This is a genomic window from Moraxella cuniculi DSM 21768 (genome assembly GCF_900156515.1).
Classification (GTDB): Bacteria; Pseudomonadota; Gammaproteobacteria; order Pseudomonadales; family Moraxellaceae; genus Moraxella; species Moraxella cuniculi.
This window is the reverse complement of record NZ_FTNU01000006.1, coordinates 1-25,581: the sequence shown is the minus strand read 5'-3', so window position 1 is coordinate 25,581 and position 25,581 is coordinate 1. Positions and strand designations below refer to the sequence as shown.

At 44.9% G+C, this 25,581-nt stretch carries 24 protein-coding genes; 14 read left to right on the top strand and 10 right to left on the bottom strand.

All coding sequences use genetic code 11. The annotated features are described in order from the left end of the window. Positions 1–29: 29 nt before the first annotated feature. The 6 genes from sixA to BW928_RS11925 all read right to left on the bottom strand — a co-directional run bounded on the left by sixA (position 30) and on the right by BW928_RS11925 (position 4,410). Positions 30–518, bottom strand: coding sequence for a phosphohistidine phosphatase SixA (gene sixA / locus BW928_RS04835; protein ID WP_076555115.1), 489 nt, complete (start codon positions 516–518; stop codon positions 30–32). Positions 519–569: 51 nt separating this feature from the next. Continuing rightward, on the bottom strand, positions 570–1,868 hold the full coding sequence (locus tag BW928_RS04830; RefSeq protein ID WP_076555114.1) for an NAD(P)H-dependent glycerol-3-phosphate dehydrogenase: 1,299 nt from the start codon (positions 1,866–1,868) through the stop codon (positions 570–572). A gap of 116 nt (positions 1,869–1,984) precedes the next feature. Then, positions 1,985–2,560 carry a nitroreductase family protein gene (locus BW928_RS04825; protein WP_076555113.1) on the bottom strand — a complete coding sequence of 192 codons (576 nt, stop codon included), beginning with the start codon at positions 2,558–2,560 and terminating at the stop codon, positions 1,985–1,987. A gap of 32 nt (positions 2,561–2,592) precedes the next feature. After that, entirely contained in the window at positions 2,593–3,690 is a 1,098-nt protein-coding gene (gene zapE / locus BW928_RS04820) for a cell division protein ZapE (RefSeq protein WP_076555112.1), read from the bottom strand. 68 nt (positions 3,691–3,758) lie between these two features. Further along, positions 3,759–4,043 carry an alpha/beta hydrolase gene (locus tag BW928_RS11930; protein WP_227516549.1) on the bottom strand — a complete coding sequence of 95 codons (285 nt, stop codon included), beginning with the start codon at positions 4,041–4,043 and terminating at the stop codon, positions 3,759–3,761. Next, complete coding sequence (locus BW928_RS11925) at positions 4,018–4,410, bottom strand: alpha/beta hydrolase (protein ID WP_227516548.1); 393 nt, start codon at positions 4,408–4,410, stop codon at positions 4,018–4,020. The genes BW928_RS11930 and BW928_RS11925 overlap by 26 nt, the downstream gene beginning before the upstream one ends. A gap of 253 nt (positions 4,411–4,663) precedes the next feature. Between BW928_RS11925 and BW928_RS04810 the strand changes: the two genes are divergently transcribed. Continuing rightward, positions 4,664–5,014, top strand: a complete 351-nt coding sequence (locus BW928_RS04810) for a hypothetical protein (RefSeq protein ID WP_126331228.1) — start codon at positions 4,664–4,666, stop codon at positions 5,012–5,014. A gap of 108 nt (positions 5,015–5,122) precedes the next feature. Here BW928_RS04810 and ndk read toward each other — a convergent pair whose 3' ends face one another. Then, complete coding sequence (ndk, locus tag BW928_RS04805) at positions 5,123–5,554, bottom strand: nucleoside-diphosphate kinase (protein ID WP_076555110.1); 432 nt, start codon at positions 5,552–5,554, stop codon at positions 5,123–5,125. A 172-nt stretch (positions 5,555–5,726) separates the two neighbouring features. On the opposite strand from ndk, the gene BW928_RS04800 reads away from it, so the two are divergent. The 10 genes from BW928_RS04800 (at position 5,727) to BW928_RS04755 (ending at position 16,222) form a co-directional block, all read left to right on the top strand. Further along, the gene (locus BW928_RS04800; protein WP_076555109.1) at positions 5,727–6,119 is read left to right on the top strand and encodes a hypothetical protein; all 393 of its coding nucleotides are present in this window, start codon (positions 5,727–5,729) and stop codon (positions 6,117–6,119) included. Between the two features lie 15 nt (positions 6,120–6,134). After that, the gene (gene ychF, locus BW928_RS04795; protein ID WP_076555108.1) at positions 6,135–7,226 is read left to right on the top strand and encodes a redox-regulated ATPase YchF; all 1,092 of its coding nucleotides are present in this window, start codon (positions 6,135–6,137) and stop codon (positions 7,224–7,226) included. 227 nt (positions 7,227–7,453) lie between these two features. Continuing rightward, a complete protein-coding gene (locus BW928_RS04790; protein ID WP_076555107.1) occupies positions 7,454–8,170 on the top strand; it encodes a TetR family transcriptional regulator in 717 nt (238 codons plus the stop codon). 191 nt (positions 8,171–8,361) lie between these two features. Beyond that, complete coding sequence (locus tag BW928_RS04785; protein ID WP_076555184.1) at positions 8,362–9,198, top strand: exodeoxyribonuclease III; 837 nt, start codon at positions 8,362–8,364, stop codon at positions 9,196–9,198. Between the two features lie 308 nt (positions 9,199–9,506). Further along, entirely contained in the window at positions 9,507–11,264 is a 1,758-nt protein-coding gene (locus tag BW928_RS04780; RefSeq protein WP_076555106.1) for an L-lactate permease, read from the top strand. Between the two features lie 260 nt (positions 11,265–11,524). After that, a complete protein-coding gene (locus BW928_RS04775) occupies positions 11,525–12,733 on the top strand; it encodes an alpha-hydroxy acid oxidase (protein WP_076555105.1) in 1,209 nt (402 codons plus the stop codon). Positions 12,734–12,940: 207 nt separating this feature from the next. After that, positions 12,941–13,432, top strand: a complete 492-nt coding sequence (locus tag BW928_RS04770) for an FKBP-type peptidyl-prolyl cis-trans isomerase (RefSeq protein WP_076555104.1) — start codon at positions 12,941–12,943, stop codon at positions 13,430–13,432. Between the two features lie 163 nt (positions 13,433–13,595). Then, on the top strand, positions 13,596–14,810 hold the full coding sequence (gene metX / locus BW928_RS04765; RefSeq protein ID WP_169835306.1) for a homoserine O-succinyltransferase MetX: 1,215 nt from the start codon (positions 13,596–13,598) through the stop codon (positions 14,808–14,810). Beyond that, positions 14,803–15,420 (top strand): methionine biosynthesis protein MetW, encoded by a 618-nt coding sequence (metW, locus tag BW928_RS04760; protein WP_076555102.1) that lies wholly within the window; start codon positions 14,803–14,805, stop codon positions 15,418–15,420. Before metX ends, metW begins: the two co-directional genes overlap by 8 nt. A gap of 235 nt (positions 15,421–15,655) precedes the next feature. Continuing rightward, positions 15,656–16,222, top strand: coding sequence for a tetratricopeptide repeat protein (locus BW928_RS04755; RefSeq protein WP_076555101.1), 567 nt, complete (start codon positions 15,656–15,658; stop codon positions 16,220–16,222). 268 nt (positions 16,223–16,490) lie between these two features. On the opposite strand, the gene BW928_RS04750 is transcribed toward BW928_RS04755, so the two are convergent. The 3 genes from BW928_RS04750 to BW928_RS04740 form a co-directional block, all read right to left on the bottom strand. After that, entirely contained in the window at positions 16,491–19,214 is a 2,724-nt protein-coding gene (locus tag BW928_RS04750) for a LysM peptidoglycan-binding domain-containing protein (RefSeq protein ID WP_076555100.1), read from the bottom strand. 207 nt (positions 19,215–19,421) lie between these two features. Further along, the gene (locus BW928_RS04745) at positions 19,422–19,979 is read right to left on the bottom strand and encodes a DUF4440 domain-containing protein (protein ID WP_076555099.1); all 558 of its coding nucleotides are present in this window, start codon (positions 19,977–19,979) and stop codon (positions 19,422–19,424) included. Between the two features lie 157 nt (positions 19,980–20,136). Then, on the bottom strand, positions 20,137–21,312 hold the full coding sequence (locus tag BW928_RS04740; protein WP_076555183.1) for a CNNM domain-containing protein: 1,176 nt from the start codon (positions 21,310–21,312) through the stop codon (positions 20,137–20,139). A 308-nt stretch (positions 21,313–21,620) separates the two neighbouring features. Here BW928_RS04740 and yajC point away from each other — a divergent pair, with 308 nt between their 5' ends. The 3 genes from yajC (at position 21,621) to secF (ending at position 25,122) form a co-directional block, all read left to right on the top strand. Further along, positions 21,621–21,953 carry a preprotein translocase subunit YajC gene (gene yajC / locus BW928_RS04735; RefSeq protein ID WP_076555098.1) on the top strand — a complete coding sequence of 111 codons (333 nt, stop codon included), beginning with the start codon at positions 21,621–21,623 and terminating at the stop codon, positions 21,951–21,953. A gap of 142 nt (positions 21,954–22,095) precedes the next feature. Continuing rightward, on the top strand, positions 22,096–23,973 hold the full coding sequence (secD, locus tag BW928_RS04730) for a protein translocase subunit SecD (protein WP_076555097.1): 1,878 nt from the start codon (positions 22,096–22,098) through the stop codon (positions 23,971–23,973). Between the two features lie 9 nt (positions 23,974–23,982). Continuing rightward, positions 23,983–25,122, top strand: coding sequence for a protein translocase subunit SecF (gene secF, locus BW928_RS04725; protein WP_076555096.1), 1,140 nt, complete (start codon positions 23,983–23,985; stop codon positions 25,120–25,122). The last annotated feature ends 459 nt before the right edge of the window (positions 25,123–25,581 follow it).

The window sequence follows — 25,581 nt, the reverse complement described above, 5'->3', positions numbered from 1 at the left end:
TAAAAATTTTACCCACAAAATCAGGCAAATCACGGCTGTGTTGGTACAAAACTTGCCAGCTGCTCACCAAAGCCCGCCACTACTGTTGGCGTATCAATCACACGGCATTCTGCCAATTGAAAAGATACTGGCTCTTTGTCCAAAATTTTGCCAGTCAGATGGGCAACGATTGGCATATGACACACCACCACGACACATTTATTATCATCGCCAAACATGGTGGTGATGGTACGGTCAATGTTACTAAGTGCCACATTGGCATCATCGTCTGGCGTGATGCTATCTAGTGTGATGAATTTAGGTGATGGCTGCATGGTGGCAAGTTGTTCAAGGATAACCTTTGCCGTTTGCTCTGCACGGTTGTAAGGGCTTGAGATAATCAAATCTACCGTATGGTGCTGGCTGATATATTCTGCCGTTTGCTGTGCTTGCACACGACCAAATTCCGTCAAATCACGCCCTGCATCATCAGCACAATAAGCGGTTGCCTGTCCATGTCTTACCAAGATTAATTTCATAAATCACCCTAAAATGTGTTGGTTTGATTGCATTGTTGTCAAATTGGTCAATTATTCATCAATCGACCGAGATTTGTTGGCACTGCTTTTTAGCACTTCGCTAAACTCACGGCTAAGTCTGGCATTACTCTCATCATGCGGCAAAACAAATTCTACATCGCTGCGAAAACCTGTTTCCATCAGGTTTAATGCCACGCCCAAAGCCGCCTTGTCTTCGTACAACACTGCGTATAGTGCGTGGGTGATTGGCATATAAACACCCAATTCTTTGGCACGGATATGCACCTGCTCAATGGTATTCACCCCTTCGGCAGTTTGTCCCAATTTTTTCACTGCCGCCTCAAGGCTCATACCCTGCCCCAACATAAAGCCAACACGATAATTGCGACTTAGCACCGAGTTGCAAGTGGCGTACAAATCCCCCACCCCTGACAATCCCAAAAAGGTCAGTGGATCAGCACCCACTGCCACACCAAAACGGCTCATCTCCGCCAACGCCCGAGTTAGCAGCATGGCTTTGGTATTCTCGCCCACCTCGTACGCTGCCGCCATACCCATGGCAATGGCGTAAATATTTTTTAATGCCCCGCCCAGCTCAACACCTCGAATATCATCGCTGGCAAAAACACGGAAAAATGCACCGTGCAACGCTGTTTGCACCGCTTTGCGTAACATCTGTGATTGTGATGCGATAACCGTTGCCGAGGGCAGATTATCCATAATCTCTACCGCCAAATTTGGGCCGCTCATCACGCCAAAATTCACCTCTGGCAGCACCTCTTGGATAATATCACTCATCAGAGCAAAACTGTCTTTTTCCATGCCTTTGGTCAAAGAAATAACCGCTTGATGGGTGATAAACGGCTTGATATTTTCTAGCGTTTCTCGAAATGCCGAGCTTGGTACAGCAACAAAAATCACATCCGCACCCATGACTGTTGCTTGCAAATCATGGCTGAACTTTAAGCGTGTATCCAGCTTATGGCTGGGCAGGTATTTTTTGTTGATATGGGTTTTGTTCAGTGATTTGACCGTGCGTTTATCACGCACCCACAAGGTGGTATTTGCACCATTTTTTGCTGCCAAATTTGCCATCGCCGTACCAAAACTCCCCCCTCCCAAAAAAGCAAATTTTAACAGTGTCTGTGGCGATGGCTCAGATTTTGCCTGCTGCAAAGTTTGGAGCGTTTTGACCGTTTGCTTCTTTTTTAGACCTGTCAGTTGAGCAATGCTGTCAAAAATTGGCGTGCCAGTCAAGCCAGAATGCTTAATGGCACTGACCGCATCATCGGCAGCATTGACAATTTTTTGCACTTTGGAGTTTTTGTTGGCGGATTTACGCAATTTCATGGTTTTTCCTTATTTTGGTGTCATGGGCTTTGGCTATCCATTGGCAATCACAGCAATATTTGCTTAATTTATAAGCAAATCATTGATACAATGATTGCCAAACCACCAACGATTCATCATGATTTATAAGTTACAAACTCACTCAAATCAACATCATCGCGATTGGGCATCTGCACCGTGCTTGAGCCTGTATAAATAAATCCACAAATAGTGTCTGCCTGACCCACCCCAAAATACGCCTTCACCTCTGGCAGATTGCACAGTGGCCCTGTACGCCACACAGTGCGATAGCCCAGCGATTCTAGTGCCAATAAGAGATTTTGAGCTGCCGCTCCTGCACTTAATAGTTGCTCAAAAGGCGGAACTTTTTCGTGCGTTTTTAGGGCGGTTGCCAGCGTGATAATCATGGGTGCCCGCAGTGGCATATTTAAGATTTTTTTAACTTCTGCTTCATCAATCACTCTGCCATCAGCTTGTGCTTGTTGCTGTGCTGCTTGCAACAATACCTGCCCAAACTCCACCAGAGCATCGCCAGTTAATACCGTGAATTTCCAAGGTTTTAGCTGTTTATGATCAGGTGCTGCCATCGCTGCCAATAAGGCGGATTCCAACTCGTCTTGGTTTGGCATCGGCAATTCCAATTTGCCAATACTGCGTCTTTTGTGAATTATATCTAAAGTATCATTGCTCATTGAATATTCCTTTTTTATAAAATACACCAAAGTTAGCCCAAGCGATGTTCGGCAGATAAATAATCCTCGGACTGCATCTCAAGCAAGCGTGAGCGTGTGCGTTCAATCTCAAATGCCAATCGCTCGCCTTGATATAGCTCAAGAATGGATTGCTCGGCACGCACCAATAATTTGACACGGCGATCATAAAATTCATCAACCAAATAAATAAATCGGCGTGTCGGATCCATCAAAGTATCATTTAAAAACGGCACATTATCCACCATGACCGTATCAAAATCATGAGCAATCTCAATAAAATCCGCCGCTGAGCGTGGCTGCATACACAAGGCACGAAAATCCACAAGCAGCATTGTTTCGGTGCGTTTGATGATTTCAATCTGGCGACCACCTATGGTAATCGGTGCATGACTGATGCTCTGTCCACCTGCCAAAGTGTCAAATCGCTGAGCAAGCCAGCCTGTTGTCTCATCTGATAATGGTGAAGTGTATAATTTAGCTTGTTTTAACAATCTAAGGCGGTAATCAATGCCAGCATCAATGTTCATTACTGTGGTATGCTTTTCGACTTGGGCAATGGCTGGCAAAAATCTATCTCGATGAATGCCGTTTTTGTATAAGCCTGCAGGCTCAATATTTGAGGTTGCAACCAAAGTAATGTCTCGCTCAAACAACATGGTGAACAAATCACCCAAAATCATCGCATCAGAGACATTGGAGACAAAAAACTCATCAAAACAAATCACCACCGCCTCATTATGGATAATATCGGCGACTTTTTGTAGCGGGTCGGTTTGTCCTTGCAGTGCCACCAATTCCTTCTGCACTCGCTGCATAAAATGATGAAAATGCATACGCATCTTTCGCTCGATTGGCAAGCTATCATAGAACATATCCATCATCCAAGTCTTGCCACGACCAACCCCGCCCCACATATAAAGCCCCTTTGGCATCTCGGTTTTTGGGCGGAATAAATTGGCAAACCAGCCTGAACTTGGTTTTTGTGCCTTGATAATCTGATGGTGCAAATTATCCATATAAGTTACCGCTGCCAACTGAATGGCATCTTCGGCAAACTCACCTGTTGCCAAGGCGGCATGATAACGCTGTAGTGGCGTTTGCACAGTCATGGTATTTTACCCTTTTTTAGATTTTTTTAAATAATTATCAACAAATAATCCTATGGAAAGATTGGCATTCATGGCAAAGTATGCTGCTGCAACGCATCTCTTAGCTCAACCAATTTGCCATGAAAAAAATGCCCAGTCGTCAGTACCGTATGTGGCAGCTGCCTATCTTGGACGAATTTGGCAAGGCTTGCAGGGCTAACCAATTCATCTTGATCGCCATAAATTACAAAACTGCGATTGGCTTGCCACTGCGTTGTCTGCATACCCTGACGCATGATCGAAGGAGCAACCAATGCCAGATTGTGCAGCACGACATCATTAAACTCATCAGAGGCTGTGATTGCACTTGCCAACTGACAAGCAATATAACCCCCCAAAGCTAAAACCACCCAGCCACAACTTGCGTGCAGGTGTGCATGACAACGCATATCGCAGCACCGTCATGGCATCATCAAGCTCGCCCATGCCCGTGCCAACACTGCCCGTTGAGCGACCAACACCACGAAAATTAAAACGAATCGTATCCATGCCTGCATCACGGCAGAATCGGTACATGGTGCTAACTACCTTGTTATTCATCGTGCCACCTTGGGTGGGATTGGGGTGGCAAATCACCGCCAAAGCATCACTGGCACAACGCTGTCCACCCTGCCAAATGCTATCCACTTCCAGCACACCGCTGGGTGCATCGATTAAGGTGATTTGTTGTTTTGTGGTCATAAGGCATCTGATATAAATACAAATATCTATCATTATAGCACAATTTATCCAACAATTTCACAAACGGCAGCAAGCCAAACTCTAAGCTCACACAAGTATCGTTCATAACGATAAACCGCTGTCTGCATTTGGACAATCAATTTGTATAAATGCGTAATAATTTCACAAAAAGCCGACAAGCAAACGGTAGCAATCATGTCAATAATCCATTATGATAACTAACAAATCCCACTTTATTACCAAAGGAGTCATCATGAAACTTGCCCTTATGCTAGTGGCGGCAGCCGTATTGACCGCTTGTGCCAGCACCAGCGACACCAGCCCTGTCATCACACGCCAAGACGGCACCAAAGAAACCACAGGACTTGGCTCAACCAAAGCCAAAGCACAACAAGCCGCCATCACTGCCGCAAACAAACAATGTGGCAACAAAAGCGTCATCGTCCTATCAGACAGCAGCACCTACAATGGCGTACTTGATGAAAAAACAGGCCGCATGATTGAACAAGGGGTTGGGGTTGTCAGTGCTGTTTTTGGCAAAGCCACACCGAACCTAAGCCGTAATGATGACTATGAATACACCATCAAATTCCAATGTCGCTAAACTGATTATTTGACAGCGGACAAACCGTCAATCTAGAAAAATTACGCAACAAAAAACAGCCCTCATCAACGAGAGCTGTTTTTTGTTTGGCTGTATTGCCAAAGAATATTAGCGAGTGCGTGGATAAATCTCATCTGCACCAAAGAAATAAGCGATTTCACGCTCAGCAGAGGCAACAGAATCTGAACCATGTGCTGCATTCTCGTCAATGCTCACGGCAAAATCAGCACGAATGGTGCCAGCTTCAGCTTCTTTTGGGTTGGTTGCACCCAAGATTTCACGGTGTGCCAATACAGCATTTTCGCCTTCTAGCACTGACACAACCACAGGTCCTGAAGTCATAAAAGCAACCAAATCAGCAAAGAAGCCACGCTCTTTATGCTCAGCATAAAAACCTTCGGCATCTGCTTGGCTTAGGTGCTTGTATTTGATGGCAACTGGTTTTAGCCCTGCTTTTTCAAAGCGTGCGATAATCTCACCGATGTGATTTTTGCCAACGGCATCTGGCTTGATGATTGATAAAGTGCGTTCGATAGCCATGTTAAATTTTCCTTATGCTATTGATGAATGAAATTAAAATAACCTTAAGTTTTTTACAATTATAGCAATTTTTTTGTGTAGTTGCCATAAAATTTCATCATGTGATTGGATTTTATTTTTATGGCAAATTTGGTATAATGGCGGTCTATGAATTATTTTTAAAGATGTAACCATGTTAAAGAAACTTTGTATCAGTGCTTTGGCAATGATTGCAGTGCCTGCACTTGCTGATAGCTATTGGCAATATGACGGTCAAACTGTGGTTAGGCTTGAAGCAAATGGCAACGACAGGACATTTTATATTCATAAAGCCAGTGCCAACTTAAGACGACAAGGTGTACCAAGCGGCGTGATGCTATTTGATGGGCAGCGTAACGGTTATCGCTATAGCGGTACCGCTTATGCCTATCCAGCTGCCTGTAGTTATGGTGTGCCATATTATGTCAGTGGCCCTGTGTCAAAAAACCAAACCAAAGTTGTGATGACAGGTCGGCGTCCACTTGATTGTAATGGCTCAAAGACCATACCAGTTACCATGACTTTTACTTATTTATATTCAGATTAATTATCAGGAATCATTATGGGCTTTAATTGCGGTATCGTAGGCTTGCCAAATGTTGGCAAATCAACACTGTTTAATGCACTTACCAAAGCAGGTATTGCAGCAGAGAATTTCCCATTTTGTACCAAAGACCCCAATACTGGCATTGTCCCTGTGCCAGACCCTCGCCTAAAAGCATTGGCAAAAATCGTCAATCCCGAACGCACCATTGCAACCAGCATGGAGTTTGTTGATATTGCAGGCTTGGTGGCAGGAGCGAGCAAGGGCGAGGGTATGGGCAACCAATTTCTTGCCAATATCCGCGAGACAGATGCCATCGCTCATGTGGTACGCTGTTTTGATGATGACAATGTGATTCATGTTGATGGGCGAGTCAATCCCCTATCAGACATCGAAACCATCAACACCGAGCTTGCCTTAGCCGATCTTGACGCGGTAACTCGTGCCATCAGCAATCTGAACAAAAAAGCCAAAGGTGGCGACAAAGACGCACAGGCAGCGTTGGCAGTATTCCAAAAACTTGAACCACTGCTTGCCGATGGCAAACCTGCACGCATGGCAAAACTTGATGACGATGAGAAAAAACTCATCAAAAGCTATGGACTTATCACCCTAAAACCTGTCATGTACATTGCCAATGTTGCCGAAGATGGCTTTGAAAACAACCCCTATCTTGATGCTGTGCGTGAATTTGCCGCCAGTGAAGAAGCGATTGTAGTGCCACTTTGCAACCAAATCGAAGCAGAAATCGCCCTGCTGGACGAAGCAGACAAAGCCGAGTTCCTCGAAAGTTTGGGCATGAGCGAAGCAGGTTTGGATCGTGTGATTCGAGCAGGTTATGAGCTGCTAAACCTTCAGACCTACTTTACCGCTGGCGTTAAAGAGGTGCGTGCATGGACGGTCAAAGTCGGTGCTACCGCTCCTGAAGCTGCTGGCGTGATTCATACCGATTTTGAGCGTGGCTTTATCCGTGCCGAGGTGATTGGCTATGATGATTTTATCGCCCATGATGGCGAAAAAGGTGCCGCCGCCGCTGGTAAATCTCGCCTAGAAGGCAAAACCTACATTGTCCAAGATGGCGATGTGATGCATTTTCGATTCAATGTCTAGGCAAATCAAAGCGTGTTCTCTTGACACGCTTTTTTTGTGCATTTTTGCAGTTATAAAGCAATCACCCCGCCCTTTTTATTGCCTATCAAGACAAAAACAACCATGTCAATTCATTAAATCTTAATAATTAAATCAATAACTTATTGACAACACTTGCAACCAATTGATTTTTTATTCATAATATACACTTATACACTCAAATAAAACAACAATCAAATGGATGCACTATGACCATCGAAAAAGCAACCAATCGTGAACAAAAAAAACGGCAAACTCGCCAAGCATTTTTTAACGCTGTGCTTGACTTGTGTATGAGTGGTCAGGGGTATAGCTCAATCAGTTTGCGGCAAGTTACCCGTGAGGTTGGCGTTGTACCGACAGCATTTTATCGACATTTTGATGATATGGAAAGTCTGGGCAAGGCACTGGTTGAAGATGAATTGGGTGTTGCTCTTGCCATGTTGCGTGAGCATATGCAGCTTGGGCGTAAGCGTAGCTTTGATAGACAAATTGCCAAAAGTGTGCAGTTGTTTTTTAAGGCGGTCAATGCCCAGCCTCGCTACTGGCAATTCATCGCCAGTGAGCGATTTGGCGGCTCCGAAGCGGTACGCCGTGCCATCAGTGAGCAAATTGCCACTTTTGCCAAAATCATGAGTGAAGATTTGGCACTGCAACCTGCTTTTGAGCATATCAACAGCTATGATCGCTATCTGCTTGCCGAAACAGGGGTGAATTTGTCCTTTTCTTGGATTATTGATTGGCTTGATTTGACACATACTCCAAATTTTATGGACGAAGACGAACGCCCATCAGCCGATGAGCTTGACGAAAAAAAACAAGCCATGCTACGCCACTGCACACGCCAAATGCAGATGGTGCTATACGGAGCTTATAATTGGAAATCCAGCGAAGAGACGCTGCTTGACGAACAAATCCAAAACTAACCGCCTTATTTTAAGCTAAGGTTGGCCAACTGCCGACCTAGGTATTTTTGCCCCTTGTATCTGCATTTATGAGCCCAAGCATGACAACAGCACCAAAATCAATCCTAAACTCCAGCCCAAATCAGGTAGCCCAGCACAGCGACACGCAAGCTGTCCAAGCCAAGCCTGCTGCCCCTATCAAGCCCAACGACATCATACCTTGCAAAGACAGCTATGAAGAGCCAAACCATATCCTGCGAGTAATCTCTATCAATGTCAATGGATTGCGTTCGGCACACAAAAAAGGTTTTTTTGAATGGCTCAAAAACAGTGGTGCTGATGTGGTGTGCATACAAGAATCACGCATCACACACGCCCAGTGGACGGAGGATTTTCGCCCTACAGGTTGGCATACGCATTTATTCGCTGCCGAACGAGCAGGTTATGCTGGAACTGCAATTTATAGCCGCTTGCCATTTGTTGCTATCCAAGATGGCTTGGGCTTTGAGCTTGCTGACAGTCAGGGTCGCTTTATCATGGCGACATTTGATTTATCCACCCATGGCATTGATACGCCTGTGCATATTGCGTCTTTGTACTTACCCTCTGGCTCATCAGGCGATGAAGCCCAAGCACGCAAAGATTTATTTTTGCAAGAATATCGCCAAATTCTCAAGCAGTGGCGTGAGCAGAATAAATCAGTGATTATCTGCGGTGATTATAATATTGTCCATAAACGCATTGACATAAAAAACTGGTCAGGCAACCAAAAATCATCAGGCTGCCTGCCTCATGAGCGTGCATGGCTTGATCATATCTATGATGAGCTGGGTTATGTTGATACATTTCGCAGCGTAAGGCATGATGCTGATATTTATTCTTGGTGGTCAAATCGTGGTCAAGCCCGTGTCAAGAATGTTGGCTGGCGTATTGATTATCAAGTCTGCTCGCCTGACTGGCACAAACGCACAGTGGGTGCTTGGGTATATAAAGACAGCTGGTTTAGCGACCATGCACCTGTGATTATTGACTACCGCCTATCGCCATAACCACTCAAGTGCCAGCTGTATTCTTGTTTTATCCTGTAAAAAACAACTGGCGTATCTGTCAGCTGATGGCTAATTTATCATTTTTAATAACAAATAATTCACATTATCAATTAAAAATGATAGCAATTTATTCAACAGTTAAGTAAAATATCCTACAATTATCATTTTGGCTGAAATATCAATGATAATACAAACAGCCAACCAACAAAGGGATTTGTACCGCCAATAAAATTGCGGCTGAATATGCAGCACTCATAACAGGCTGTACAAGTACATTTATTTTTATCATTTTTAATCAAGGAGTAAGCATGTATACTTTTTTAGCCATGCTGCCAATTCTTATTGTATTTACGCTGCTGGTGGTTATGCGACTGCCAGCCAAATACGCCATGAGTCTGGCTTATGCAGCAACTGCAGCACTGTCCTATTTTGTGTGGCAGACCAGCGGCAACCAAATCGCAGCTGCCACCATACACGGTGTTTTGACCGCAGTTAATGTTTTATTTATTGTCTTTTCAGCAATTTTAATTTTAAACACCTTAAAGCAAAGTGGTGCCATCACCGCCATTCGCCGTGGTTTTATGGATATCTCGCCTGACCGCCGCGTCCAGATGATTATTGTTGCATGGTTATTCGGCTGCCTAATCGAAGGCTCAACAGGCTGGGGTACGCCATCAGCCGTTGCCGCTCCGCTACTGCTGGCACTGGGCTTTCCTGCAATGGCTTGCGTGATGGCGGTACTGATTATCCAATCAACGCCCGTTTCATACGGTGCGGTTGGTACGCCGCTGCTTATCGGTGTAAATTCTGGCCTTGAGAACAAAGAAGATGTCGCCGCCGCCCTTGCCAATGCTGGCATGGACTTGCCTGCTTATATTTTTAATATCTCGGGCAATGTTGGCTTTATTCATAGCGTGGTAGGATTTTTAATTCCATTAATTTTGTGTGGATTTTTGACCTTATTTTTTGGTCAAAAACGCTCATTCACCGAGGGCTTAAAGGCAGCACCTTTTGCCATCTTTGCAGGACTTGCCTTCACCATTCCTTATTACCTAACCGCCAAATTCATCGGCCCTGAATTGCCATCAATCGTTGGGGCTGTGGTCGGCATGGCATTGGTGATTCCTGCCGCCAAGCGTGGATTTTTGGTACCAAAAGAAACCTTTGATTTTGCACCAAGAGAAACATGGGCAAAAGAATGGGTCAGCGAAATTGCCGTTAGCGAAACCCAAAACCAGCATACGCCGAACATTTCTGTTGCTCGTGCATTTTTGCCCTACCTTATCATCATCGGCATTTTAATCGCCACTCGCACCATTGCCCCACTAAAAGCATGGCTAACCAGCGATGGCAATTCCATTATCTTTGCCAATATTCTAGGCACAAGCATCACCAACAAAACCCAACTGCTATACTCACCTGCCACCGTGTTGTTGCTGGTTTCTATGATTTGTATTGTGTTGTTTGGTATGAAAGCCGACATGGTGAAAAAAAGCTGGTCAGACTCTGGCAAAACCATGATTGCTGCCGCACCTGCCCTGCTGTTTTCTGTGCCGATGGTGCAAGTATTTATCAATTCAGGCACTGCACCTGATGCCGCTGTACAAATCCTAGCCATGCCAAAAGTGCTTGCAACTTCGGCAGCGACGGCGTTTGAGGGTATGTGGCCACTGTTTGCACCTTGGATTGGCTCACTGGGAGCGTTTATTGCAGGCTCAAACACCGTTTCTAACATGATGTTTGCTCATTTTCAATGGGGAACTGCTACCCAGATTGGGCTTGATGTCATGCAAGCTGCACAAGTTGTCTCGCTGCAAGCGGTTGGCGGTGCTGCAGGCAATATGATCTCGGTGCATAATGTGGTTGCTGCCTGTGCGGTGGTTGGCTTGGTCAATCGCGAGGGCTATGTCATTCGCAAGACGCTCATTGCCATGGTTTATTATGTGCTACAAGCAGGCTTGGTTGGTATGGCGATTATTTTTAGCCCCATTTGGTGGCTTGCTGCAATCATCTGGCCTGTGTTGTTTTTGGTATTGCTTAGCCGTGTTCGCATAAAAAATAGCTAAGCGATCAGCCTAACATGATGAAGTCTTGCCAAAGGCTTCATCATGAACAAAATTAGCACTTGCCGTTTTATGGCAAAAGCAAGTAAAATAGCCGTGCTTAATTTTGATTTAATTTAAAAACATACGCTTGATGTGTTGTCTTTACCCAATAAATTAAATTGAGTATTTTTTTAAATTAAATTAACCATTACAAATTCTCCGCTCTGTTGGGCTGGTGATTGTTTGATACTTTTAATAAATTCAATATTTAGAGGCTTGTTATGACCGACCTAAGCAAAATTACCGAAATCGAAGATTTACGCCGCATTGCCGAACGCAAAGTACCGCGTATGTTTTATGACTATGTGGACTCTGGCTCGTGGACACAGACCACCTATCGCAATAACGAAACGGATTTTGATCGCATCAAACTGCGTCAGCGGGTGCTTGTGGATATGGAGGGTCGCTCACTGGCAACCCAGATGATAGGTCAAGATGTCAGCATGCCTGTTGCCATTGCACCGACTGGCTTTACGGGCATGATGTGGGCAGATGGCGAAATTCACGCTGCCCGTGCTGCCGAAAAATTTGGCATTCCGTTTTCGCTATCAACCATGAGTATCTGCTCAATTGAAGATGTTGCCGAAAATACCAGCAGACCGTTTTGGTTTCAGCTGTATGTCATGCGTGATAAAGAATTTATGCAAAATCTAATCAACAGAGCCAAAGCAGCACATTGCTCGGCACTTATCTTAACTGCTGACTTGCAAGTGCTGGGACAACGCCACAAAGACATCAAAAACGGTCTGTCCGCACCACCAAAACCAACCCTAAAAAATATCCTAAACCTCATGACCAAGCCGCAATGGTGCTACAATATGCTTGGCACCAAACGCCACACTTTCCGCAATATCGCAGGTCATGCCAAAGGTGTATCTGACCTGTCAAGCCTATCAGCATGGACCGCTGAACAGTTTGACCCAAGTTTAAGCTGGGACGATGTTGCTCGCATTAAGGATTTATGGGGCGGCAAACTTATCATCAAAGGCATCATGGAGCCAGAAGATGCCATCATGGCAGCCCGTTCTGGTGCCGATGCCATGGTTATCTCAAATCACGGTGGCCGACAACTTGATGGTGCTCCTTCGTCTATTGCCGCCCTAGCCGACTGTGTGCAAGCAGCACATTCAGAGAATGCCAATTGTGAAGTTTGGCTTGACAGTGGCATTCGCTCTGGTCAAGATGTCCTAAAAGCCATTGCACTGGGGGCAAAAGGCACCATGATTGGTCGTGCCTTCTTGTACGGCTTGGGTGCTTATGGCGAAGATGGAGTGCGTCGTGCTTTAGAAATTCTTTATAAAGAATGCGATGTAACAATGGCATTTTGTGGCCATACCAACATCAATACCGTCAATACCGACATTTTTGTCAAAGGCACTTACGAAAACCTCAAACTTAGCAATCCGCACATCAACCCAATCCGCTGGTGATGACAAGCAAAGCACAAAAGCCAAGATAGCCTCTTGGCTTTTTGTTTGCTGATTGACTCATTGATTTTATCACGCAGGGTGCGATTGACAAATCAGCCCAAAGCAAAACAATCATTAACCATCATGCTGATAATATTTCTAGTTTCTCGTGCTTGATGACTGATATTGTGATAAACTAGGGCAAATTTTTAAGCAGCAAATCACATCATGAATACAACCATTTTACCCAACGAAGAAATCCGCATCAGCCAAGGCAGCACGGTGCTGCTGCATTTTGAGGTGAGCCTAACCAATGGCACTATTATTGATTCCACCTTTGACAGAGCAGAGCCTGTACAATTAACCATCGGTGATGAAAGTTTGCTCGCTGGCTTTGAAAAGGTGCTGATGAACCTAAAAGCAGGTGATACTCGCACCGCACATTTGTCAGCAGATGAAGCCTTTGGTCAATGGAATGCAGAAAATGTCCAAACTTTTGCCTATGCACAATTTGCCCTTAGCGAACCCAATCCGACCGTTGGCATGATGATGGAGTTTGCCGACAAGGGCAAAAATTCACTGGTAGGTGTCATCAGTTCAGTTGATGATAATGAAGTGCGTGTGGATTTTAATCACCCTTTGGCAGGGCAAGATGTGCTGTTTAAAGTACAAATTTTTAAGGTAACGCCCAAAGACCAGTCAGCCCTACAGATACGATAAGCATTGCAAGCATTCGGCTGTCTTTATTTTATGTCATTGATTTGTTACAATAAATAGCCAAAATCAATCACTTAAACATGGTGAGCGATTGCGACAATAAAATTTAGCAAATCGCCATTTATGCTATATATTGTGTTAAATTTGTCAAAGTTAAGAGAAAATTGTGCAAGACAACAAAACAGCTCCATATCTTGACCCCAGCTCGGTTGGCATCGTAAAGCCGCAGGTTTTGCGATTTGATGAGCCACTGACGCTAGAATGCGAACGCATACTGCCCAGTTTTGAGCTGGTTATCGAGACTTATGGCACGCTCAATGCCGACAAATCAAACGCCATCTTAATTTGCCATGCCCTATCTGGCAGCCATCATGCCGCAGGTTATCATTCGCCTGATGACACCAAAGCGGGCTGGTGGGATAGCTTAATTGGCAATGGCAAAGCAATTGACACTTCAAAGTTTTTTGTTGTTTGCCTAAACAATATTGGCTCATGCCATGGCTCAACAGGGCCAACCAGCCAAAACCCCGCCACTGGAACCATTTATGGTGCTGATTTTCCACTCATTACCATCAAAGATTGGGTAAAAACTCAAGTCATGCTTGCTGACCGCTTGGGCATTGCCAAGTGGCACGCTGTGGTTGGCGGATCAATGGGTGGCATGCAGGCATTGCAATGGTCGGTTGATTATCCTGATAGGCTGGCTCGGGCGGTTATCATTGCCAGCACGCCCAAACTGTCTGCACAAAATATCGCTTTTAATGAAGTGGCTCGCCAATCCATCTTGTCCGACCCTGATTTTCATCAAGGGTGGTATCTGCAACATGGCACTTATCCTCGCCGTGGGCTTATCTTGGCACGCATGGTTGGCCATATCACCTACATTACCGAAGAGGCGATGAAAGCCAAGTTTGGCCGTGATTTGAAATCTGGCAAATTCATGTACGGCTATGATGTTGAGTTTCAGGTAGAAAGTTATTTACGCTACCAAGGCGAACGCTTTAGCAAAAATTTTGATGCCAATACTTATCTGCTCATGACCAAGGCACTGGATTATTTTGACCCAACTCGCGATTATGCCGATGATTGCTTATCTGATGAAGAAGCATTAAAACAAACATTGGCACGCACTCAATGCCAATTTTTGGTCATTTCATTCAGTACCGACTGGCGATTTAGCCCAGAGCGTTCGATTGAACTGGTGGATGCACTCATCGCCAACCAAAAATCAGTCAGCTTTGTCAATGTTGATGCACCGCATGGTCATGATTCATTTTTGTTTGATATTCCTCGCTATGTCAATGCCGTCAAAGGCTTTTTGTCCGCCCCATTTATTGACCAAACACACGCCACAAAACAACCCAAGGTGAGATATGAATAACATTGACCATCAACTTGCCGAAAAATGGATTCGCCCCAAGTCTCGCGTGCTTGATTTGGGCTGTGGCGATGGAACTTTACTTGCACATTTACAAAAAACGCTTGATGTGCGTGGCTATGGGCTAGAAATTGATGAGCATAAAATCAACGAAGCCATTGGCAAAGGCTTAAATATCATTGAACAAGATCTTAATGATGGCTTGGCACGCTTTGCCAATGATAGCTTTGATACGGTGGTAATGGCTCGTGCCTTGCAGGCGGTCAAGGCACCAGACCAGTTGCTTATTGATATGCTGCGTGTCGCCAAAGAAGGCATCGTTACTTTTCCGAATTTTGCCTATTGGCAAAACCGTGTATATCTGGGTATTAAGGGCATTATGCCGATGAGCGAGACACTGCCACACGAGTGGTATAACACGCCCAATATCCATCTTTGCACCTTCAAAGACTTTGAGCGACTGTGCGATGAGAACAATATCCGCATCCTAGATACGGTTGCCATCAGCAATAAAGCAAACCAGCGACTGTCCGCCACCATCGCCAACAAGCTGGTAAAATCGCTGCCAAATTTGCTTGCTGATGTGGCAGTATATCGCATTGCCAAAGGATAAATGTTACTAAATGTTACAATGCTAAACTTATCATTGAACAAAAGTTGAGATTAACTCAAAAAAATATTATAATATCGTTTTGAACTCAGTTTATGATAAATTCAGCTTGGTATGATGAATTAATAAGCAAGTTGAGTTTAATAACGGTTTTATTACCACCAAAACAAATATTGTATTATTAATTTTTTATTAATAATTTATCATCTGTCGCTTGCCATTGCCATAGGATATGACCATGAAATTGCTAAAAATCGCCCTGCTCACTGGTGTACTTAGTAGTGCAGTAGTTACACACGCCCAAACAGCAACCAATGTTCGTTTTGAAAGCATGGATATTTCCAGTCTGACCAACCATGCTGCCAGCGGCAATCATCATGCCCAATTTTTCCTTGCCAAACGCTTGCAAAAAGGTGAAGGCATTGCCAAAGATGCCAGCAAAGCTGCCTATTGGTACACTCGTGCCGCCGAGAAAAATATTGCTCCAGCCCAGCTAAATCTAGGCATTATGTATCTGCGTGGTGAGGGCGTAAAAGCAGATATGGCAACGGGTCGTGCATGGCTTGAGCGAGCTGCCAATTTGGGCGATAATCGTGCCAGCTATGCACTGGCAATGATTGACGAACAACAACAGCGACTGGTTGATGCCTATAAATGGTATGATCTATCAACCCGAGATGGCATGCTTGATGACACCGTCAAAGATCGTGCCAAAGCCAAAGTTAGCCAACTGGCACTCAACTTATCCTCTAGCGAGATCGAATCTGCCAAACGCAGTGCCAATGCATGGTTTCAAAACCAATAATTACCCAAAATAAAAAGCGGTTTCTGACCGCTTTTTTTGTTTATCAAACTAGGGAAGTATTAAAAACATTGGCAGCCGTGATGACCATTAGCCATCGCTTGATATCAGCTTGGTAATTGGCTAAAAGTGGCAAATCTCTGTCGCAAATTATCTTGCCAAGCTGGTTATCTCATAGCATCTTTTGGGCTTAGTCCGTACTTGGCAGTCCAGCAATAATCAAGCCAAAAGAGACTTATCAATTTAATCAGCCTGACTGCCAATAGTCACTTTATTTATTCGGCACCAGCAATACTTGACCGATACGCAAACTGTCGGTTGGTTGCAGATTGTTCATTTTTGCCAGTTCGGCAACACTGATGCCATAACGGCGTGCCAGTGAAATCAACCCATCGCCCGCCTTGACGGTATAGTTGCTCGTCAGTTTTGGCACTTTGATACTTTGACCAATGATAAGATTGGCATTGGTGCTTAAGTTGTTGGCAGCTGCCAAACTTGCAATTGAGACACCGAAGCGATTGGCAAGACTTGTCAAACTATCGCCCGCCTTGACCGTGTAATTTTCTGTTGCATTGCTAGGGCTTTGGCTGCTTGGATTATTTGTGCTAGCACTGTTTACTGTACTCGTTGCCTGCACCCCTGCTGGCAATCTTAGCACTTGCCCTATCAGCACGCCATCGGTGATGGCTAGGTTATTTTCATTGGCTAGGGCTTGTAGGCTGATGTTGTATTTACGAGCAATGGCGGTTAGGCTTTCACCAGATTGTACACGGTGGGTGGCAGTTGCTGTGTTGCGTGTATTTTGAGTGCTGTTGGTTTGGTTGTTGGTTGTGGTGGTTTGTGGTTTGACTTTGCCAGCAACCAACCAAAGTTTTTGACCAATGCGAATGTGAGCATCTGTTGCAAGGTTATTATAACTTGCCAATTGACCAACGCTTAAGCCATTAGCTGCTGCAACAGAAGTTAGGCTATCGCCTGCTCTGACGGTGTAGCTGTCGGGGCGTGTGGGCTGTTGAGAGGTTGTTGATTGTGCCTGCACCCCTGCTGGCAATCTTAGCACTTGCCCTATCAGCACACCATCGGTGATGGCTAGGTTATTTTCATTGGCTAGAGCTTGTAGGCTGATGTTGTATTTACGAGCAATGGCGGTTAGGCTTTCGCCAGATTGTACACGGTGGGTGGCAGTTGCTGTGTTGCGTGCATTTTGAGTGCTGTTGGTTTGGTTATTGGTTGTGGTGGTTTGTGGTTTGACTTTGCCAGCAACCAGCCAAAGTTTTTGACCAATGCGAATGTGAGCATCTGTTGCAAGGTTATTATAACTTGCCAATTGACCAACACTTAAACCATTAGCTGCTGCAACAGAAGTTAGGCTGTCGCCTGCTCTGACGGTGTAGCTGTCGGGGCGTGTAGGCTTTGGCTTGCTCTGCTCTGCCTTTGGTCGTGCTGTGGTATTTTGGCGAGACGCTGGTACCACTGGCGTCTGGGCGGGTTCAGGCTCTTGGGCAGGCTGCGTGTGGTTTTGGGCAGGTGGCAACTGCTCAGCACTCACAGTCTGTGGACTGTTGGTAAATTGGAGCGTCTTGGTCTCACCGCGTGCATCCAGCACTGACTGACCTGTCTGCACAGCATCCAGCTGAATATTACCATCTTGTGGGTTGATTGCTTGCACAGGTTCGCTGGCACTGGCTTCAATTTGTGCTGCAATAAAATCCCTCTCTGCTGCCGACAATGGTGGCTCTTGCACAATGGTATTGTTTGGCGTAACTTGTGCGATGGTGGTTGGCAGAGTATTTGAGGCAATAAGCTCCTGTTCAGAGCTGGCATTGACCGCCGCACCTGTCTTTGGTGCCACATAGCTGATTGATTGTGCTGGTGCGGTCGCAATATAATCACCACCAAAGCCAAAGCCTTTTAGTGCTGACAACTGGGCATCAACCGAGCTTGGCAAGCTGTCTGGGATAACGATACGATTCGGGCCAATTTCATCAACAATCTGATTGAGCAATGCTGGGTTTAGCAGTCTTAATTCATCGGTTGAGATGCCTGTAACTGTCGCCACTTCTGCAAGACTTACGCCATAATTGACAGGCACGGTGCGAAAATGGTTGTGATTGGCAATGGCGGGCAGATAAATGCCATAAGTATTTGGTGATTTGACAATTTGTGCAACCGCCAAGAATCTTGGAACATAATTCATGGTTTCTGTAGGCAGTTTTAATGACCAATAATCCGTTGGCAATCCTTGCTCTTGATTTGCCTTGATGGCACGAGAGACACGACCCGGCCCTGCATTATAAGCCGCCAATGCCAACTCCCAAGAGCCAAACTGGTTGTATAAGCTGGTCAAAAAATCATAAGCCGCTCGTGTAGACTCAATCACATCACGGCGACCATCGTAGCTTTGGCTTTGATTTAGCCCATAAATTCGCCCCGTGCTTGGGATAAATTGCCACAGCCCTGCAGCGGCTGCATTACTGGTCGCTGATGGATCGTACGAACTTTCAATAATCGGCAGCAATGCCAATTCAGAAGGAATGCCACGGCGTTCGGCCTCTGCAACGGTGTGATACAGATAGCGAGAGGCTCGTGCAGTCAGTCTGTTTAGGTAACTTTGGCGTGTATAAAACCATGATTTTTGTGATTCGATGCGAGCATTATTAATCTCACCAATACGATAGCCACGACGAATCCTATCCCACAAATCACCATAGCGTTTGACCGCAAGCTCATCACCCTCCACCATAGACATATCGGTAGCTTGCAGTAGGCTCTCAAGTGCATCAAGCATATCAGGATTTAGCACGCCTGAAGTATTTGCGTCAGTGCCTGGCTGAGTAATGACAATGGGTGATTGTGGTGTACGCAATACAGGTTGCGTGCTGGCAGGTTTGTTGGTACCTGTGCTGCTACAAGCAACCAAAATACAAGACGAGATAGCAAGGCTAAGAGGTTTTAATAAATGCTGGCTTGGCTTGGCTTGGCGAAATTTTGTCATTCTTCTTGTATCCTATGGCTATGCTCAAAAATGCTAAAATATAAATGTTCAACTTGGAACATTAAGTCAATCAAACATATAATAATGCCCTATTTTTGCCATTTTGGCAACTGTTTTGGCAGAAAAATACCGCTGGCATTTGTCATAATCACAACAAATAAACCTGCGGTAGTAATTGTGTAAGTTTTTTGTATTAAGCGGTTGCTCTTAGTCTATTGTAACCTGTGCCACCGAACGAAGCAAAACAGTATTATTGCCAGTTTGCGAAAGTGTGGCACGAGATACTGTCTTTACGGTAATGGGCTTGCCATCTTGAGTCCAAGTTTCGGTAGTAACAACCTGAGCCCGTGCCTGATTGCCTGTAGTTACAATATCACTGATGTCAATGCGATATTGATAACCTGTAGATTTTGCCCAGCTTTTTTGGAGCAATTGCAAATAACCCTCTTTGTCCAAAGAGCTGGTTTTGCCATTGCGTGATAATGAAATAATGGCATCATCGGCAATCAAGCGTGATACTTGGGCGATATTTTGAGCATTGGCAGCACTGCTAATGGCACTGGCATAGCGGTTGATGTCAGACTCACTGATGGCATAGGCGTTGGTGGTGATTAAACTTTGCACCCCCAATGCACCAACAAACAGACCAAGGCTCAGCCCCTTGCTGATTGGTTTGCCAGCAAGTTTACCAACCAAGCCCAATGTACCTGTCAAAACGCTGGCAGCAGCAGCCTTTTTAAAAAAATTGCGAGTGCCACTTTTCATACAACAACTCCTTAATGAGCGTGTCAATTATATCAACAAAACCAAATTTGGCTTTATTATGAATACATTTGAGATGATTTTAGCCGAAATGTGCAGGCTGTTTTGTAATATTTTGTTGCAATTATAGATAATCCTTGTGTCTAAGTTGCATGGCTTGTTATGGTAAGGTTTCGTCTTCTTCAAGTTTTGCTCCCAAGCGAGCCATACGCCTATCCATCAGCTGCCGTGCCAAAGCCTGCATATCATCAACGCGATCAAACTCATCAACAATCTCAAGCCCAAGCAGCGTCTCAAGCACATCTTCTAGGCTAACCAAGCCTTTTACTTCGCCAAATTCACCAACTGCCAAGGCAATATGCACCCGCTCTTTTAGCATTAAATCTAATAAGTCAAATAACTTCATCTTAGCAAAAACAAAGTTAATCTCACGGCGGAACTGCTTGATTGGCGTGTGTATTTCTTGGTTGGCTTTGGCGATTAATAAATCCGACTTCAACACAAAACCTGTGGCATTGTCCAAATCCTCATCAAAGACTGGAAAGCGAGAAAAAGGCAATTTTGGGTATTTTGCAAACACATCGCCAACGGTCATATTTTCGTCAAATGCCGTAACCACCGAGCGTGGCGTTAGGATATCCTCCACATTAATCACGCCCAATGCCAGTGAGTTTTTGATGATGCGAGATTCCATTTCGCTCATCTGCCCTGAACTTTCGCCCTGATTGGCAAGTGCCAAAAACTCATGGCGGTTAAAGCTGCTTTCTTGATTGCCACGAGTCAGCCAGCGAGAGATTTTTTCGGTAATCCAAATAATCGGCAACAGCAAAATATTAATCGTGCGGACATAATGAGCAACCGCGATGGCAAAACGCCGCCAGTAAGTCGTGCCAAGCGTTTTTGGGATAATCTCTGTGCCGATTAAAATCACCAAAGTCAGCACCGCACTAAAAACACCAAACCACGCATTGCCAAAAATAATCACCGCCTGTGCTCCAGCACCCAATGAGCCTAAAGTGTGAGCGACTGTATTAAGCGTCAAGATTGCCGAGATGGATTTTTCGATATTGTCTACCTTAACATTTTTTAATAAGGCGGCATTTTTTGGACTGTTCTCCTCTAAAGTGTCAATATAACTGGGCGTCATCGTCAAAAGCACAGCTTCAGAAACTGAACACAAAAACGACACAATCAAAGATAAGCTAATAAAAAAGATAAGCAAAATGACATTGAGCTTTGTGCCACCAAATTCAAAAGAAGCGTATGCCACAGTTGGCAAAATCAGCACAAATAACAAAGCAAAAAGGCGAGAAATTCTCTGTCGTGGTTGGGGCATATAAATAAAAAATTGCAAAAATTAGCTCCCATATTAAGTGAAAATGCAAAAAACTGCAAGTCTTGATTTAGAAATTTGCCATCAATTATCAAGCGTGTCATCTGGCAAAATCACAAATCAACAACCTGCATTGTATTAGTTTGATAAATCAGCTCAAAAAATCCATGCCAGTTATGTAAAAATATGCTATGATAAAAGTTATTTTTTCTGCATTTTCTTAGACTGGCACAACTGCCAGACAACAAAAGTGCAGAGCAATCATTTGTGGAAAATTGGCACATTTTGCCAAAATAAATTTTGGAGTTTTTATGCTAGAGTTGTTAATTAACACCGCCTATGCCAACACGGCTGCCCCAACCACACAATCAACTTTTATGAATTTGTTGTTGCCTGTGGCATTTTTTGCAATTTTTTATTTTTTGATTATCCGTCCACAGTCAAAACGCAACAAACAGCACAAAGCCATGGTTGATGGCCTAACAGTAGGTAATGAAGTGGTATTTGCAGGCGGTTTGATTGGCCGCATCAAAAAAGTTGAAGGCGATTATGCAGTCATTACTTTAAATGATAATACCGAAGTAAAAATCCAGCGTGCCAGCGTCTTGATGGTACTGCCAGCTGGTACGATTGACAATATCTAATCTACAGCCCAAGTCTCTTGACTTGGGTGTCCTGTGCTGATGTGGCATTTGGCGTTTGCCATGAATTACTTGATTGACAAATTTTAACCAATCAAATCATCGCTGCATCAGCAATACTCTCACCAACCAATAAGAATATTGTATGCACTACCCTGCTTGGAAATACATATTAATCGCTGTGGTGCTTGCCATTAGTGGCATTTATGCACTGCCGAATTTATACCCTGATGAGCCTGCCGTACAAATCACAGGTGCAACTGCTGGCACGCAACTGTCTGCCGATGTACTGACACAAGCTGAAAGCCTACTAAGCAAGGCGGGGCTTAGCTATCATAATGGCAGTTTTGAAAACAACAGCGTCCTTGTTCGCTTGCCCAATGCCGAAGAGCAGCTCAAAGCTCAAGAGGTGCTGCGTCGTGATTTGGGCGATCAATATGTCATCGCTCTAAACCTTGCCCAAACCACCCCACAATGGCTAAAAAATCTCGGTGCCAAACCGATGAAGCTGGGTCTGGATTTGCGTGGTGGCGTGCGTTTTGTTCTGGAAGTGGATATGGCAAAAGCACTGGAGCAGCGTTTGGCAACTGCAAGCCAAGACGCTCGCCGAGTGCTGCGTAGCGAACAAATCCCTGTACAGAGTATGCGTACCACCAATGACGGCATGGTGCTCACCTTTGAAAACAATGACAATCGCAACCGTGCACAAACGGCATTACAAAAACAGCTGGGAGCAGATTTTACCCTGCGTCCTTTTGCAGACAGCGAAGGAGCGGCATTGCAACTGGCGTATACCGAAGCTAAGCTACAAGAAATCAATGAATATGCCGTTGGTCAAAACTTAACCACTTTAAGAAATCGTATCAATGAACTGGGCGTGGCTGAAGCCTTGGTACAATCACAAGGCAGCAATCGCATTGTTGTTGAATTACCGGGCGTGCAAGATACAGCCGAAGCCAAGCGTGTCTTGGGACGCACTGCCAATCTTGAGTTTCGTATGGTTAGCGAGGCTGATGCAACCTACAGTGGTGGCATTCCGCCTGCAGGTAGCGAAGCCTTTCCTTTTGGTACGCTGGACGGTCAGCCGATGCTGCTTAATCGCCAAGCCATCATCACGGGTGAGCGAGTACAAGGGGCACAATCGGGTCTTGACGAAAATGGCCGTCCGCAGGTTGCCATTACGCTTGATACCAATGGCGGTCGCCTAATGCAAAATGCCACTCGCACCGCTGTCGGCAAACAAATGGCGGTTTTGTTTATTGAAAATAAACAACGAGTCAGCTTCGAAGAAGATGCCAATACAGGCAAACTTATCGAAACTCGCACGCCATATACCGAGACACGCATCATCAACCGTGCCACCATTCAGGCGGTGCTTGGCTCGCAATTTGTAATTACTGGACTGGATTCAGAAGCGGATGCTGCCGAACTTGCCCTATTGCTGCGTTCTGGTGCTTTGGCGGCACCGATGTATTTTGTCGAAGAGCGTACCATCGGTCCATCGCTTGGACAAGATAATATTGACAAGGGTCTGTTCTCTACCCAAATTGGCTATCTGCTCGTCTTTTTATGGATGATTGTGTTTTATCGTGCTTTTGGAGTGATTGCCAATATCGCCTTGGCGTTTAATGTGGTGATTATGGTTGCCATCATGTCGATTCTTGGTTCGTCTTTGACTCTACCAGGGATTGCAGGGATTGTATTGACCATCGGTATGGCGGTCGATGCCAATGTGTTGATTTTTGAGCGAATTCGTGAAGAGCTTGCCAATGGCGTGCGTCCCAAATCTGCCATTGTTGCAGGTTTTGACCGTGCCTTTAGCAGTATTTTTGATGCTAATATCACCACTTTGCTGGTTGCATTTATTCTCTTTGCCATCGGCACAGGTCCAATTAAAGGCTTTGCGATAACACTTGCCATTGGTATCGTCAGCTCGCTATTTACCGCCATTATTGTAACGCGTGCGATGATTCAGCTTTGTTATGGTTATCGTAAAAATTTAACAAAACTTAGCATTGGTTAGGAGTCAAAGATGAGTAATGAGTACACCCCAAACGACCCAATTGGTGCTAATCAGCCCCCTCGCCGTCGTCGCGCGCCTCGTCGTGATGGCAAAGGAGCAAATGCAGCCACCAATCAAAACACCCTTGCCGACCAAGCCATCATCGCCGACCAAGGTGATGAGGCAGCCGTCAAGGCAGGTGGCGTCAAGCTAATCGCCAATCAACGCATCATTCCTTTTATGAAAATTGAAAAGCCAATGATGATTCTGTCGGCACTGCTGGTGCTTGCAGGGATTGCAGCGATTATCATCAAGGGTCTTAATCTGGGTCTGGATTTTACAGGTGGTGTTTCTGCCAATGTTTCTTATCAGAATCCTGTCGAACAGACGCAGGTCGTGCAAGCACTGGCGGATAATGGCTATCCTGATGCTGTGGTTCAGTATCTTGGCACTCGCCAAGAATTGCTGCTGCGTCTACCACCGCAAGATGCCTCAGCTGAAGATCTAAGCAGTAACTTGGATAAAATCTTGGACTTATCTGGCAATGCAGCCACGATTGACAGCATTAGTATTATCGGCAGTCAAGTGGGTAATGAGATTTATCTTAACTCGCTGCTAGCACTGTCAGTGGCACTGGGTATGATGCTAATCTATGTTGCTACGCGTTTTCAGTTCAAACTTGCTCTGGGTGCTGTGCTGGCTTTGTTTCACGATGTCATCATTGTTGTTGGTTTGTTTGCCATCATGGGCTGGCCGTTTGACTTGACGGTATTGGCTGCAGTGTTGGCACTGATTGGTTACTCGGTGAACGATACCATTGTTGTCTACGACCGCATTCGTGAAAACTTCCGCCGTGTGCGCGGCTTAACCCCCAGACAAGTGCTGGACTTGTCATTAACCGAAACGCTAAGACGCACCATCATGACTGTTGGTACAGTCTTTGTTGTGGTGATTGCCATGCTGTTTTTGGGTGGTGATGGACTATACTGGTTCTCGGTGGCGTTGTTCATCGGTCTGATTGCAGGCACCTATTCATCAGTATATATTGCCAGCTCAATACCGCTGATGCTTGGTCTGTCTCGCGAGGATTTTGTGGTAAAAGTCAAGCCAGAGTTTGAAGAAGAAGTTGTTGTATTTGCCGATCCAGAGTTGCAAAACAGCAAAGACTAATACCAAAAAACAAAATACGCTCAAATTTTTGGGCGTATTTTTTATTGTGCAAACAACCAAGCAAAAAACATCGCAACCAATACAAACACCACAAATCACCCGACACATTAGCCAAATAACTTAGCAGCATTCATCGTATGTTTAATGACCATCTGCATTACTTGGCAACACTTTGTCATAAGTCCATTTTTGATTATGCCATAATCCTGTGATAGATTGGTATTTGTTTCAAGCAGTGTTTTGATAATTACCATGCTTGCTACTGACTGGATTTTATTTTTGGATAATTCTGCTGGTAAATAATCAATTTTATGACAAAACCAGCACCAGCATACATTCTGCCATAAAAATACCCCAATGCTTCTGAACCGACCCCCAAATCTTAGACACAAGATTAAAGGTTAGGTTGATAAAGCTAAGTGGTTTGACCAAGGACTAAGCTTCTGTATCTGACAGGAC